Below are 13601 nucleotides of genomic sequence, written 5' to 3'. Positions count from 1 at the left end.
CGCTCCCTTAACCCAGAAGGATGGTGGTTTCGTCGACGAACGCCGCATTGGGAACCCAGAGGTTCTCCGGTGCGGGTCCGCGGCGGATACGGCCGGCGGTGTCGTAGTGCGAGCCGTGGCAGGGGCAGAACCAGCCGCCAAAGTCACCGGCACCGTCGCCAAGCGGGACACAGCCAAGGTGGGTACAGACGCCCCACATGACCAGCCATTCACCGGTGTTTTCGCCAGAGAAGTCAGCGAGCGTCCGGTTTTCATCGGCGGCAGAGGCATTGTCGCCGATATTCGGGTTGCGGGCGTTACCGTCAACGATATTGGCGGCACCGTCGTCCGCGCGGCCCTGTGCGATTTCCTCTTCCGTGCGGCGACGGATGAAGATCGGCTTGCCGAGGAACAGCACGGTCAACTGCGTGCCGGGGGCAAGGTCAGCCACGTCGACGCGCTTGGTCGAAGCGGCCTGAACGTCTGCGGACGGGTTCATCTGGTTGATCAGCGGCCAGACGGCAGCACCGGTCGCTACTGCACCCACGCCACCAGTGGCGTAGTACAGAAAGTCGCGGCGGGTGCTGGGATGATCTTCTGCGTGTGACACCGAAAGCGTCTCCCTCATCAGCGGCCCATGTCCCCGGGCCAAAAATCCTAGCGAGGCCACGGGCGTAGCGCAGCCATTGTCGCGCCTTCTACAAGCGCAAGGGGCGCGGCGTCCAGCGGACAAACGCGCGCATAGCGCCCGAATTGTCGCATATCTGCATCAAGAGCAAGGGGATGGGCCGGTTCAGGGCCGAAAAACCCTTCTGGTGTGTGGATCAGATAAGGCTGAGTCGCATGGACCGGTGGGGGATTCCCGCATCGTCGAACTCCGGTCCGTGGGCGGTGAAGCCGAGTCTCTCGTAGAAGGGCACCGCATGGGTCTGGGAATCGAGGATGACCAGCGTAAACCCGGCATCACGCGCATGGTCCAGAACGGCCAGCATGATCTGCCGCCCCAGCCCGGTACCGCGACGTTTGGGCATCACTGCAACGCGCTGTACCTTGGCCACATCGCCCTTGGGCAGGACCCGCGCGCATCCGGCGGGTGTTGTTGCGTCACCCGCAAGAAAATGCGTACAGGCATCATCCAGCCCATCCCATTCCTCGGCCTCGCTGACGCCCTGTTCGCCCATGAAGACCGCCTCGCGCACGGCAAAGCAGGCGGCGCGGTCTTCCGGCGTCGTGGCGATGGCGATCTTCATGCCTGGGGAACAGTCGCCCGCATCGACTCTCGCTCGGCAAAGCGGGCTTCCCACGCGGCCAGCACATCGCGCCCCTTGCGCCAGTCCTTGTCCGGGTGGCGAAAATCGAGATAGCCAAGTGCACAGCCCACGGCGATCTGGCCCATATCGAGCGGCCCGTGCAGATGGCTCATCCAGCGGGTATCGAGCGCATCGAGCCCGCGGGCGATTTTTGCCCACTGTGCATCGAGCCACGGCTGATAACGCATGTCCTCGGGCCGAACGCGGGCTTCGTAGACCATCAGAACGGCGGCCTCCATGATCCCGTCGGCGGTCGCTTCCAGCGTCAGCGTGTCCCAAAGCTGGTGCTCGGGGTAGAGGCCGGCTTTGGCGCGCGCATCGAGAAACCGCGTGATCACCCGGCTGTCATAAAGCGTCGGACCATCGTCGCGGATCAGGGCTGGGATCTTGCCCACGGGGTTCGCGGCGGCAACTTCGGCGGCGGTGGCAACGGGGGTGGTTGCCACCTCCTGCAGGGCGATATCGTCCTGCCCGGTTTCTAGCAGCAGAACGCGCACCTTGCGAACGAAGGGCGAAGCGGGCGCAGAAAGAAGCGTCATCATGTCAGGCGTTTCACTTTCAGTCGGGTCAGGGCGGTGGCGTCGATCTCGACCCCGCGGCCAGTGGAATTCAGACGGAAGATGCGCCGCCAGCGAAAGGTGGCGTTGGCCTGCCCGTCAGCGGTACGCAGCGTGGCGCCTTCGGGCGTGGCGTCCATGATGTCTTCCAGAGGCTGGTCGAGACGCCCGTGGGATGTGGCGCGCGCCAGGACATAGCCAGCGATGGCGACGGCTCCGTATTTCAGCGCGATCCCGGCAAGGGGCGGAAGGGCAACAGGCATATCAGGTCCTCCTGATCCATTAGGTAAGGGCACTAAGGCGCCCTGTCTATTCTTCGTCCCCGGCACCCATCATCAGAGCGGCCAAAAGGGCGGTTTCCTGCCCGATATGCCCGTCTTTCAGGTGTTGGGCCGCCGAAAGCCGCGCGTGGTCGGGCTTGTTCTGGGCCAGTTTCCAGGTGCCATCGACCTCCGCCACTTCAAAGCGAAACGGGCGGATCATGCGCATCAGGCGGGCCTGAACATCCTCTGGCGTCTTGTCGAGTGTCCAGGGTTTCTTTGGCATTAGGCGCGTTTCAAACATCTCGGTGAGCGTTTCCAGAGAGGATGGAAGCACCTCGTCTGGCAAGGGATTCAATATGCCGCGCAGGTGGACGGCGACGTAATTCCAGGTCGGAACCTGCGCCGGGTCGCCATACCAGTCGGGCGAGATATAACCATCGGGTCCGGTCACGGCGATGACAGCGGGTGTTGGCCCCGTGACGGCGCGGGAAATGGGGTTCGACCGGACAAGGTGCAAATCGGCGCTACGGCCGTCCTCGGACAGCACAAACGGGATGTGAGAGATCATCGGCGCCGGATCGCCATTCACCGACAACACGCCAAAGCCCCGGTCACGGGCAAAGCCGAGGTTCCGGTCGCGGCTTTCCTGCCGATAGGCGGGGTTCGGGTGCATGGGCGCTCTCCTGCCGTGATTGGTCGTTTGCGCAGCTTGCTTAACTAGGCGGGCTTTGCAACAGTGGTCGCGTTCTCAGGGCGGGGTGAAATTCCCCACCGGCGGTATGCGGGCGATGCCCCGTAAGCCCGCGAGCGCCCCCGGCTCGATCGGGGGGTCCAGCAGACCCGGTGAGAGGCCGGGGCCGACGGTTAAAGTCCGGATGAAAGAGAACGAGCAGAGGGCGTGCCTTGGCGGGCGCGGCCCTGCCCGTGATCGCCTTGGGTGACGTGTCGCTTTTTGAAAGGAGATCACAAGATGACACACACCCGATATGCGTTCGTGAAAGCCAACTGGCATTCCGAAATCGTGGATCAGGCCCTTACCGGGTTCAACCAGCTTATTCCCGCCGAGCAGGTGGATGTCTTCGACGTGCCCGGCGCGTTCGAGATGCCGCTTCTGGCGCGCGACCTGGCTGCCTCTGGCCGCTATGGGGCTGTCGCCTGTGCAGCGTTGGTCGTCGATGGCGGCATCTACCGGCATGACTTTGTCGCGCAAGCCGTGGTGGACGGGTTGATGCGCGCGGGGATGGACACCGGGGTTCCGGTTCTGTCCGTGTCGCTGACTCCGCATCATTTCCAGGAAACCGAACATCACATCGGCATCTACAAGGCCCATTTCGTGCAAAAGGGCCGAGAGGCTGCCCATGCCGCGCTTGGCATCCTGCGCACGCGCGCCGCATTGGCCAGCGATCAGGCCGCCTGACCGATCAGGGGGCGCAGCACGACCCGCCGCGCCCCCTTGTGGACCTAACCCATTCAGCCCATGGTGACCGCGACCCTTCCCGCGAGTCCCCCCATGCTGAACGGCATTGCCCTGCGCCTGCTCTCGGTCGGCTTCTTTGCCGCCATGTCCGCCACCGTACACGGGCTGTCCCACACAGTACCGGTCGGGCAGATCGTCTTCTGGCGCAGCTTCGTCGCGATCATTCCCATCGTCATCTACATGGCCTGGATCGGGCGCTTCCCGAACGGGTTCCTGACCAAACGCCCCGGCGGGCATTTCATGCGCGGGCTGTTTGGTGGCATCTCTATGGTGCTGTCCTTCATCTCGCTGGCGTATCTGCCGGTTGCCAATGCCACTGCACTGGCTTTCCTCGGTCCTCTGGTATCGCTGCCCTTTGCGGCGATGCTGTTGGGCGAGGTGTTGACCCGCCGCATCATCTGGGCGGCCTTTGTCGGCTTTGGCGGTGTGCTGTTGATGCTGGCAAGCAACATCGTGCGCCCCGATGCAGATCCGGGCCAGTTGATCGGGATCGCCGCAGGCCTTGGTTTTGCCGCCACAATGGGGCTGGTGCGCGTCCAGATCAGGAACCTGACAAAGACCGAAAGCGCGGTGACGATTGCGTTCTGGTTCTCTGTCACCTGTTCCGGCATCGGGCTTCTGAGCCTGCCGCTCGGTTGGGTGCCCATGGTGGGCGAGGTTCTGTGGTATCTCGTTTTTGCCGGGTTGCTTGGCGGAGTGGCGCAAATCCTCGCCACCGAAGCCGCCGCGCGCGTCCCCGTGTCTCAGCTTGCGCCCTTCGACTACACGGGGATGATCTGGGCGCTTGGCTTCGACGTGATCCTGTTCAGCCAGTTCCCCGACTGGATCAGCTTCATTGGTATGGGGGCCATCGTGATGGCCGGGATCATCACCGTGGTTACACCCAAATCCGAACGCCCCGCCGCCGCGCCCCCGGCGCCGCGGCAGCCGTGGCACTAAGCCCTCAGCCTGGCTCGCGCCGGAGCGATTGTGCCATGCAATGGATGCCGCCGCCCATCATGGTGAACATGTCCATTTCCGGGTCGTAGACCGTGAAGCCATTGGCGCGCAGCCTGGCGATCAGGTCCTTGCTGGCAGCCGGGGCAAGTACCCGGTCTCCGCCAAGAGACATCACGTTGCAACCAAGCGCCATCGTATCGCGAAAACCGACGGGGATGATCTCGATCTTGCGGGACTTGAGCCAGTCGGTGACGTGATCGGGCGTGGTTTCCAGACACACCGCCGCGCATTTCGGGGCAATCATGCAGACCATAAGGTCGATATGCACGTAGTACGGGTCGATATAGGCATAGTGCACCTCCCACCCCTCTTTCTCGACCCAAGCCCCGATCTGACGGGCCGAGACCTCTTCGCAGCGCATACCGGTATAGCCGATCAGCACCGCACCGGGCTCGATGATATGAAAATCTCCGCCCTCGAAGTTGCCCGCACTGACCATGTCGTAGATCGGGATACCAGCCCCTAGGTAGAAGCGCAGCGCGGCAGAATACTCGCCCCGCCGGCGCGGATTGGCCATCTGGGTGATCACAGCCCCCCAAGGCGTCATGAAGCTGGAATCGCGGGCGTAGACCCCGTATTTCAGATGTTCATCGGCGGGCAGGGTATGAATTTTCACGCCCGCCCCTTCATAGGCGTCGCACATCTCGCGGTACTGCTTGACTGCGATCTGATGATCCCATTTGCGCCCGGTCCGCGCAGTTTCCCGATAGATGGAGCTGAAGGCCACGTTATCCATATGCCCGAAGGTTTCGACCGGGCCAAGCAGCACGTCCTGCAGCACGCCATATTCGGAATCGATGCCCCAGTTCGAGAGCGCCTCGGTTCCGCCGAGCGGGTTACGCGCCTGAAGCGGCGGATGTGTAGGGCTTTGATCATCGGGCATGGGGTTCTCCGCTTTCGGTTTGCGTGAACGATAGCGGAGGAGGGCCGTCAAGCAATAGAAAGGGTCGTTTCGGCATCGCTTTCGACGCTGTGCCCGCATACAGCCAGTTCAGGCACCGCTAAGTGAGCAGGCAGTTGACATGCCTCAGACCCGCGCCCTCAGGCGCAAAGCTGGTTGCCCTCGATACCCGTGATCACCGCACTGACGATCTGCCCCTCGGGTTGCGGATCGCGGAAGGTGACCTCGGTAAACTGCTCGGTCCGGCCCATGTGGGGGTTTTCCAGCAGAACCTTGTGACGACGTCCGATCTGCGCAGCCAGATGCGCCGCAACCTGACGCTCCCCCGCCTCTCGCAGCCGCGCTGCGCGATCCTTGATCACGTTGCCATTCACCTGGTTGGGAATGCGGGCCGCCGGGGTACCGTTCCGCCTGGAATAGGGGAAGACATGCAGCCAGGTCAGGTCGCACTCTGTCACCAGTTTCAGCGAGTTCTCGAAATGCGCCTCGGTCTCGGTCGGGAAGCCAGCGATGATGTCGGCACCGAAGGTGATGTCGGGTCGCAGGCGGCGCGCTTCCTCGCAGAACCGGATTGCATCGTCGCGCAGGTGACGACGCGCCATGCGCTTTAGGATCAGATCATCGCCGTGCTGAAGCGACAGGTGCAGATGCGGCATCAGGCGCGGTTCCGTTGCGATGGCCTGCATCAGGTTCTCGTCCACCTCAATGGAGTCGATGGAGGAGATGCGCAGGCGCGGCAGGTCCGGCACCAGTTTCAGGATGCGCATGACCAGATCACCAAGACGTGGGGTGGAGGGCAGATCCGCCCCCCAAGAGGTCAGGTCGACGCCGGTCAGCACCACCTCGTTATAGCCGCGATCCACCAGCCGCTTGATTTGGTCCACCACGACACCGGCGGGGACGGAGCGTGAATTGCCGCGCCCGTAGGGAATGATGCAAAAGGTGCAGCGGTGATCGCACCCGTTCTGAACCTGCACATAGGCACGCGACCTTGTGCCGAACCCGTCGATCAGGTGACCAGCCGTTTCCGTCACGCTCATGATATCGTCGACCATGACCTTCTCGGTCTGACCGATGAAATCGCCCGCGATGCCGGCCCATGTCTCTGGCTGCATCTTCTCGGTATTGCCGATCACCAGATCGACCTCATCCATCACCTTGAACGTGTCGGGCTCGGTCTGCGCGGCGCATCCTGTGACGATGATTTTGGCCTCGGGATTGTCGCGCCGCAGTTTGCGAATCTCCTGCCGGGCCTTGCGCACCGCCTCGGCGGTCACGGCACAGGTGTTCACCACCACGGCATTATCCACTCCGGCCTGATCGCTCAGCGCCTTCATCGCTTCGGTTTCATAGGCGTTGAGCCGGCAGCCGAGCGTGTGGAAAACGGGGGGCTTGATGGACATCAGAGCGCCGACAGGAATTCCGGCGTCAGCACGGCGTCGAAGACATGGGCCGTCGGCCCCGTCATCCAGACGCCATCTTCGCGCCAGTCGATATGGATCGTGCCGCCGTCAAGCACGATGGTGACGGTGCGACCCGTCAGACCCCGGCGGGCGGCAGCAACGGCGGTCGCGCAGGAGGAGGAGCCGGAGGCCAGCGTTACCCCCACACCCCGTTCCCAGACCCGCATGCGCAGATGATCCGGCCCGATCACATGGGCGAACTGAACATTGGTGCGCTCGGGATAGAGCGGGTGATGCTCCATCTCGGACCCCCGCCCGGCAAGGTCCACCGCCTCGGCATCGTCTACGAAGAATGTGCAATGCGGATTGCCCATACCGGTCGCAGTCGGCGTGCCTTCAATAGGCAACTCCAGCGTGTCCATGGCCTGCGCCAAGGGAATGTCCCGCCAGTCCAGCTGCGGTTGCCCCATATTGACCGAGGTGAGCCCGCGGCCCGCATCCACGGCCTGCAAGACGCCACGCTCAGTCCGCAAGGTCAGGGCCGTGGCCCCGGTGCGCTGCATCTCGTATCGCGCCACGCAGCGGGTCGCGTTTCCACAGGCCCCGGCCGTCGAGCCATCTGCGTTGTAGAAGATCAGAGACAGATCCGCCCCGTCATCGGAATGAATCACCGCCAGCTGATCGAATCCCACCCCCCGATGCCGGTCCGCCAACGCAGCCGCCAACGGCGCGGTCATCGTCACGGCGGTCTCCCGCGCGTCGATCACCACGAAGTCATTGCCAAGCCCATGCATTTTCATGAAGGGCAGGCCGGTTATGGGTCCGTTTTCCACCATGCGCGGGCATATACGCCCTCCCAGGACAATTTGAAATCCCAAAGGGCAGATTTCTGCTTGACGCCCAAGAGGCAGGCCAATAGAGAAGCCGCCTGTAGCGGGGGTCGCAAGATTGCGCTGCATCAGAGTGGGCCGTTAGCTCAGTTGGTAGAGCAACTGACTTTTAATCAGTGGGTCGCAGGTTCGAATCCTGCACGGCTCACCACTGAAATCCTTTGATATCAATGGGATGTGCATTACGACTTTACTTCGGATGGTCGTGCTTAGATGCCCGTGGAAGCAGTGTGGAAGCAAGCGCCTGCTCCATATTCGTGGCAGAATTGCAACAGCACCGAGTCGAGCATTCGCCCCGCGAAAATCAAGCCAACAGAGTTCGCTGATCAACGGTGTATCCGTGCCCGCTGACCTGTGAGGGCTTGGACGGAAGTGCAGATGCGTACTTCATCGACATCAGACATCTCACAAGAGCTTCGGGCGGAATGCGGAACTTCGCTGCGCTAACCCCTAATGTCGGCAATGCGGGACGAAGCAGATTTTGCCAAAGAATCCGGTGATGTCTGCCTTTGTAGGTGAGCGTGAAGCCCCGGCTCGGAGAATTCACTGCGGGAGAAACACACCGTCTCATGGCTGATCACAACGCCACACTCGCGAAGGATGTCCTCGTAGTTACACATCGATATCGGGAACCGGACATGGGCGCTTGGTCAGAACAAGCTACCTCACGCGAGCGTCAGACCGTAGCCTTTTAGCGTATGCTAACTGCTCGGCCCGCGTAGCTCATCGCAACGAAATTCGCCATGCGGGCTAAGGGGCGAGATCGCTGATTATGTCCATGAAGAGCTTGACGCCACGGACGTTCGCACGCTCTTTCATGCACGACGCGTAGCTCTCTGTGCTGGGCGATACGTCGGAAAATGAAATGTATCGCAGTGCAGGATCGGAGCTTCTTTCATCGAGGCTGATGACCCCGATACCAAAACCCGATCGGATGGCCTCATGCATTGTGTCTCGCGCGACCTCCATGACGACATTGGCGCGCACCCCCGCCGCGTCCATCGTCTGTTCAAAAACCTGACGGGTCATTGATCCCTTTTCGCGAAGGACGAGGCGTTGGCCATCACATTCATTGATGGAAACACCGTCTCGGTGCGCCCAAGGATGATCTGAATGGACCATCAACACGATCTCATGCGTTCCTAGCTGTATTTGCGCAATCCTTGGATCTGTCGATTTCGACCCCGTAACGGCAACGTCGACTTCGTAATCCAGCAACTTGCCGTAGATCTGTTCGGAGTTCCCACTTTCGATGTAAGCCTGCATCAGCGGGTAGTCCCGATGTATTCGAGCAAGTATGTCCATGACGAAATGTGGACCTACCGTCCCAATGCGCAGCTTCCCGGCAACTTTTGCCTCGTGCGAAGACAGCAGTTCAACGGCGCGCTCCTCTAGGGAAAAGACCTGCCGGGCGATCTCGAATAGCATTTCACCTTCCGGCGTAAGGGATACCTGGCGCGGAGATCGATTGAATAGCTGAACGTTGTAGGTGTCCTCCAGTCCCTTGATCTGCGTTGTCACGGTCGGCTGCCCGATATTGAGCAGGAGTGCCGCCTTGGTGATGCTACCCTCTCGGGCAACCGCATAGAACGAGCGTAGCTGGCTGAAATTAACAAATCGTAGATTGTTCAAGTTGTTGGACATAGCGATACGCTCCTGCCGAGCAATTGTGGATGTCAGTCGATGGATCCGCCAGCGTTAATCCATGTACACTGAAGTCACGCAATATGGCAGTGTGGAGATGCGTTCGTTGGAACTCTATCGAAGCTCCGCCGTAGGGCTTCTTGGGCGAAGTGACACCGACGTGACGAGCAAGCCCTACGCGACAAAGCTGTGCGCAATCGCCTCGGCGTCGAAGTCTTTCCGAAGATACTCGCTTGTGACGCTGCCCCGGTTCATCGCGATGATGCGGTCGCAAGCGCCCAACAACTCCTCAAGCTCGCTGGCGATAAGGATGATCGCCTTGCCCTCGCTCGCCATTTCCTGAAGCACCGACCAGATTTCAGCCTTTGCGCCAATGTCCACCCCTCGTGTCGGGTCTTCGGCGATAACGATATCGCCCTTTCTCGCCAGCCACTTGCCAATGACGACCTTTTGCTGATTCCCCCCCGAAAGGCCCCGGACAGGTTGTTTGCGGGAACTGACCTTCGTCGCGAGACGCGCGATTAGAGACCGGGTCAATTCGCGCCTCTTGCCGGATCGCAAGAGACCACCGGCGCTCAAACTATCCAGAACCGTGAGGCACAGGTTGTCCTCAACTGACATGTCAAGCACGAGCCCTTCGTCCTTGCGATCGGCAGGCATGAAAGAGATCCCGTGGTCTATTGCCTGGCGTGGTGAGCCAATGCGGACTGGTTTTCCGTGGATTTCGATCGAACCGGCATGAACCGGAAGGGCGCCGAAGATTGCCCGCACGACCGCTTCGCGTTGGCACCCGAGCAGCCCTGCGATCCCAAGGATCTCTCCTTTTCTGACACGAAATGACACGCCCGCGAAATGGCCCTTGGATGTCAGGTTGATAGCCTCGAGCGCCACCTCGCCCAGGTTTCTTTCGCGGTAGGACATCGAGGACGGATCGTATTCCCGTCCGACCATCATCGATACGAGCTTTTGCTCGGTGATGCCTTCGGCCCTCGTCGTGCCGACAACCTTTCCGTCACGCAGCACGGTGATCCGATCCGAAATGGCGAAGATCTCGCTCAGGCGGTGTGAAACGTAGACTATGCCAAGCCCCGATTGTCTAAGCTTTCGTATTATTTCCAGAAGATGCTCGGTTTGCTCATCGTCAAGCGATGCCGTCGGCTCGTCGAAAACGATCACTTTGGGTCGGCTGGAGAGTGCGCGACAGATCTCCACGATCTGCCGTTCGTTCAAGCTGAGGTCACCGACCAGCGCGTTCGGGTCGAGATCGACCTTGATCTCATCAATCAGGGCTTGTGTCCGAGCCACCACTCCCTGGTTTGATCGGCTTTCACCATTGGCAGCTGTCTCGCGACCCAGAAAAACGTTTTCTGCCACCGTCAGGTTCGGACATAAAACGAGTTCCTGATGGACCATTGCCAGCCGATGCGCGATCGCGTCGGCTGGCCCTCCGAGGGTAAGCGGTTCACCCTCTGCAAGAATTTGGCCCTCATCGGGTTGCAACAGACCGTTCATGATCGACAGCAGCGTGGATTTGCCCGCGCCGTTTTCGCCCACAAGCGCGTGAACCTCGCCTGCCTCGACCGAAAAACTGACGTCAGACAAGGCCTTAACGCCGGGAAACGATCGCGAGACGTCCTGAACCTGCAACAGCGGGGCGGTCATCTAGCCCTTCCTCAGACGTTGCTGAAGTGCTCGGTGTTCCGTCATGCTCGGACGAAGGCTTTCGTAGACATTTCGCCAAACCTCGAAGCATTCGGCATACCGCTCATGCATTACGGGATCCGGGTCAATCGTCTCCTTGATCGAGACGATATCCTTCAAGGGCGTTACCGGATCGGGATAGATGCCACCTGCAACCGCTGCCAGAATGGCATCTCCAAGCGGCGCTGCTTCGCCGATATCCGGCACTTTGAGCGGCGTGTTGGTCACGTTCGCCGTGATCTGGTTCCAAAAACGGCTCTTGGTCGGTCCACCGTTCAGAACAAGTTCATCGACCTGAGCACCCGCCGCGGTGGCGATCTGGAAGTTGGAATAGAGGTCAAAGGCCACGCCTTCGATCAGCGCTCGAATGAAATGTGCTCGTCCCATGTTGGGCAGCATCCCGAAGAACACGCCAGAGGCTTCGCTGTTCCAGTTCGGCGCCAGCGAATTGCCGAGATACGGAAGGTACATCAGGCCGTCCGAGCCCTGGGGAACCTGGCGTGCCTGTTCCGTGTAGAGGTCAAACACATTCGCGCCCATTCGTTCGGCTAGGCGTGCTTCGGCATCTCCAAACGCATCGCGATACCATTTGAGCGACGCACCGGTGAACGCCATGGGTGCGTCGAACATTGTCAGTCCGGGCAGCACATGCGGCCATTTCAGGATACGATATTCGTCGACCGTCTGCTCGGTCGGGATCATGATCCCGATATTGGATCCCGTCCCCATAGAGTAAAACGCCTGGCCCGCTTCTGTCACGCCAACGCCGAGCGCGGCAGAACTGATGTCGGTTCCTCCCGCAGCCACGATTGTGCCTGGACGCAAGCCCGTTTCCGCTGCCGCCTGCTTGGAAACCTCACCGACCGCCTCGTGTGACACGTAGAGCCGGGGCAGCTTTTCCGGCGGGATGCCGATCGCGGTCGCAAGCTCCTCGTTCCACGCCGCTTTCTGATACTCGTAGGGATAGAAAAGCCCGGCATCACCGGTGTTCATCGTAAAGGCACCGCAAAGCTTGAACGTGCAGTAGCCTGCCGGTGACAGGAACCTGTGGGTTGCATTGAACACAGAAGGTTCATGCTTCTTGATCCATAGCGCCTTCGGGTCAATGAACCAGGGAGCCAGACGGTTTCCGTTGATCGAGTTGATCGTGTCTTCGCCAACGGCATTGCGGATGTCCTGGCATTCATCTTCCGAGCGCGAGTCCATCCAGATCATCGCAGGTCGCAGAGGCTTGCCGCGATCGTCGACGGGCAGCGTGACACCAACCAACCCGGACAAGGCGATGGATTGAACGTGGTCCGCGAAATTGCCGCCCTCAAGACACTGCCGAATGGAGGAGACCACGGCATCCCAGTAATTGTCCGCTTCCTGCTCGGCCCAACCCGGATGCGGATGAAACAGAGGGTGCTCTTTCGACCCGAAAGCCAGTACTTTGCCCGTTTGCGTGTCAAGCACGCAGGCCTTTACGTTGGTGGTTCCAATGTCGACACCAATGGTGAGATGTTTGCTCATGCCGGTGCGTTCCTCCCAAGCCGCGTAAGGTTAGAGTTGAAGTCTCTTCCGGCTGGCCGGGGAAAGACCAACCGCAATCAGCAAGGTCAAACCGATGGCCAGATTCTGATACCAGGTGCTGACGCCCCAGATCGAAAGCAGGTTTAGCCCGGCAGCAAATGCAACCGCCGCAAGCAGGGTCCGCCATGGCGACCCGACGCCACCGGACAAGGCAGTTCCACCAATCACGGCGATCGCAATGGCCGTGAGCTCATATCCCGAGGCAAGTGGAGCATCGACCGATGCCAGCCGGGATGTAAACAGGATACCGGCGACCGCGGAACACAGACCGCTGATCATGAAGGTCAAAATCACGATCCGGTTCGTCTTCAGGCCAGCGTAGATAGCGGCTTTCTCGTTCCCGCCAATTGCGTAGACATGGCGCCCGAAATTGGTGCGTCCCATCAACCATGCGAGAAAGGCCAGGACCGAGCAGAACACCAGGAAGCTGAACGGAATACCGAGAAAGTCCGCATTTCCGACCCATCGGAAGGCGTCCGACTGCAGATAATACGGGTGACCGTCTGTCAGGATGTAGTTCCCACCGCGCAATGCAGTAAGGGTCACAAGCGTCATTATGAAAGACGAAACCTTGAAATGGGCGATTCCTATTCCGTTCATCAAACCAAGCACGCATCCCACAACCAAGGTCGCAAGAAAAACCACGCTGGCAGGTCCGACAAAACTGTTTCCGCGTACCACCCATCTCTCGCCGATCCAGCCGCCGAGCAGCTTGGTGAAGACGACGGCTGAAATCACCGAGAACACCATGATCGCGGCCACGGACAGGTCGATCCGCCCCGTCAGCATGACAATCGTGACACCAAGCGACAGAAGCCCGATAACGGCCATGAAGCGCAGGAGCGTTTCGAGGTTTCGCATCGTCAGGTAGTATTCTGACGTGAGACTTCCGAGGACAAGGATGG

Annotated in this window: 14 protein-coding genes, 1 tRNA gene and 1 riboswitch; of the genes, 3 read left to right on the top strand and 12 right to left on the bottom strand. The window is 60.5% G+C overall.

Annotation, left to right across the window (positions count from 1 at the left end; all coding sequences use genetic code 11):
• Nucleotides 1–7 precede the first annotated feature (7 nt).
• The 5 genes from petA to ACOOEX_RS19090 all read right to left on the bottom strand — a co-directional run bounded on the left by petA (nucleotide 8) and on the right by ACOOEX_RS19090 (nucleotide 2782).
• A complete protein-coding gene (petA, locus tag ACOOEX_RS19110) occupies nucleotides 8–589 on the bottom strand; it encodes a ubiquinol-cytochrome c reductase iron-sulfur subunit (RefSeq protein ID WP_071689645.1) in 582 nt (193 codons plus the stop codon).
• Nucleotides 590–803: 214 nt separating this feature from the next.
• Complete coding sequence (locus tag ACOOEX_RS19105; RefSeq protein ID WP_420396318.1) at nucleotides 804–1229, bottom strand: GNAT family N-acetyltransferase; 426 nt, start codon at nucleotides 1227–1229, stop codon at nucleotides 804–806.
• Nucleotides 1226–1828 carry a glutathione S-transferase family protein gene (locus ACOOEX_RS19100; protein WP_420398390.1) on the bottom strand — a complete coding sequence of 201 codons (603 nt, stop codon included), beginning with the start codon at nucleotides 1826–1828 and terminating at the stop codon, nucleotides 1226–1228. The genes ACOOEX_RS19105 and ACOOEX_RS19100 overlap by 4 nt, the downstream gene beginning before the upstream one ends.
• Nucleotides 1828–2109 (bottom strand): hypothetical protein, encoded by a 282-nt coding sequence (locus ACOOEX_RS19095; protein WP_420396317.1) that lies wholly within the window; start codon nucleotides 2107–2109, stop codon nucleotides 1828–1830. The genes ACOOEX_RS19100 and ACOOEX_RS19095 overlap by 1 nt, the downstream gene beginning before the upstream one ends.
• Nucleotides 2110–2155: 46 nt before the next feature.
• The gene (locus ACOOEX_RS19090) at nucleotides 2156–2782 is read right to left on the bottom strand and encodes an FMN-binding negative transcriptional regulator (protein ID WP_420396316.1); all 627 of its coding nucleotides are present in this window, start codon (nucleotides 2780–2782) and stop codon (nucleotides 2156–2158) included.
• 67 nt (nucleotides 2783–2849) lie between these two features.
• Nucleotides 2850–3000, top strand: a riboswitch (FMN riboswitch).
• Between the two features lie 79 nt (nucleotides 3001–3079).
• Between ACOOEX_RS19090 and ACOOEX_RS19085 the strand changes: the two genes are divergently transcribed.
• Together ACOOEX_RS19085 and ACOOEX_RS19080 are read left to right on the top strand one after the other, a co-directional pair.
• Nucleotides 3080–3526 (top strand): 6,7-dimethyl-8-ribityllumazine synthase, encoded by a 447-nt coding sequence (locus tag ACOOEX_RS19085; protein WP_420396315.1) that lies wholly within the window; start codon nucleotides 3080–3082, stop codon nucleotides 3524–3526.
• 93 nt (nucleotides 3527–3619) lie between these two features.
• Nucleotides 3620–4525: a DMT family transporter gene (locus ACOOEX_RS19080; protein WP_420396314.1), complete on the top strand. Its 906-nt coding sequence runs from the start codon at nucleotides 3620–3622 to the stop codon at nucleotides 4523–4525.
• Between the two features lie 4 nt (nucleotides 4526–4529).
• On the opposite strand, the gene ACOOEX_RS19075 is transcribed toward ACOOEX_RS19080, so the two are convergent.
• From ACOOEX_RS19075 to dapF, 3 genes are all read right to left on the bottom strand, one after another.
• Nucleotides 4530–5468 carry a dimethylarginine dimethylaminohydrolase family protein gene (locus ACOOEX_RS19075; RefSeq protein ID WP_420396313.1) on the bottom strand — a complete coding sequence of 313 codons (939 nt, stop codon included), beginning with the start codon at nucleotides 5466–5468 and terminating at the stop codon, nucleotides 4530–4532.
• A 158-nt stretch (nucleotides 5469–5626) separates the two neighbouring features.
• Nucleotides 5627–6889 (bottom strand): tRNA (N(6)-L-threonylcarbamoyladenosine(37)-C(2))-methylthiotransferase MtaB, encoded by a 1263-nt coding sequence (gene mtaB, locus ACOOEX_RS19070; protein ID WP_420396312.1) that lies wholly within the window; start codon nucleotides 6887–6889, stop codon nucleotides 5627–5629.
• The gene (gene dapF, locus ACOOEX_RS19065; protein WP_420396311.1) at nucleotides 6889–7725 is read right to left on the bottom strand and encodes a diaminopimelate epimerase; all 837 of its coding nucleotides are present in this window, start codon (nucleotides 7723–7725) and stop codon (nucleotides 6889–6891) included. Before dapF ends, mtaB begins: the two co-directional genes overlap by 1 nt.
• Before the next feature lie 129 nt (nucleotides 7726–7854).
• On the opposite strand from dapF, the gene ACOOEX_RS19060 reads away from it, so the two are divergent.
• Nucleotides 7855–7930 (top strand) — tRNA-Lys (locus ACOOEX_RS19060).
• Between the two features lie 599 nt (nucleotides 7931–8529).
• Here ACOOEX_RS19060 and ACOOEX_RS19055 read toward each other — a convergent pair.
• The 4 genes from ACOOEX_RS19055 to ACOOEX_RS19040 form a co-directional block, all read right to left on the bottom strand.
• A complete protein-coding gene (locus tag ACOOEX_RS19055; RefSeq protein WP_420396310.1) occupies nucleotides 8530–9423 on the bottom strand; it encodes a LysR substrate-binding domain-containing protein in 894 nt (297 codons plus the stop codon).
• Between the two features lie 174 nt (nucleotides 9424–9597).
• Nucleotides 9598–11085, bottom strand: a complete 1488-nt coding sequence (locus tag ACOOEX_RS19050) for a sugar ABC transporter ATP-binding protein (RefSeq protein ID WP_420396309.1) — start codon at nucleotides 11083–11085, stop codon at nucleotides 9598–9600.
• Entirely contained in the window at nucleotides 11086–12636 is a 1551-nt protein-coding gene (locus ACOOEX_RS19045; RefSeq protein ID WP_420396308.1) for a xylulokinase, read from the bottom strand.
• Nucleotides 12637–12666: 30 nt separating this feature from the next.
• Nucleotides 12667–13557, bottom strand: coding sequence for an ABC transporter permease (locus ACOOEX_RS19040; RefSeq protein ID WP_420396307.1), 891 nt, complete (start codon nucleotides 13555–13557; stop codon nucleotides 12667–12669).
• Nucleotides 13558–13601: the final 44 nt, after the last annotated feature.

The organism is Nioella sp. (assembly GCF_965215655.1).
Lineage (GTDB): Bacteria > Pseudomonadota > Alphaproteobacteria > Rhodobacterales > Rhodobacteraceae > Nioella.
This window is presented reverse-complemented; position numbering and strand designations above follow the sequence as displayed.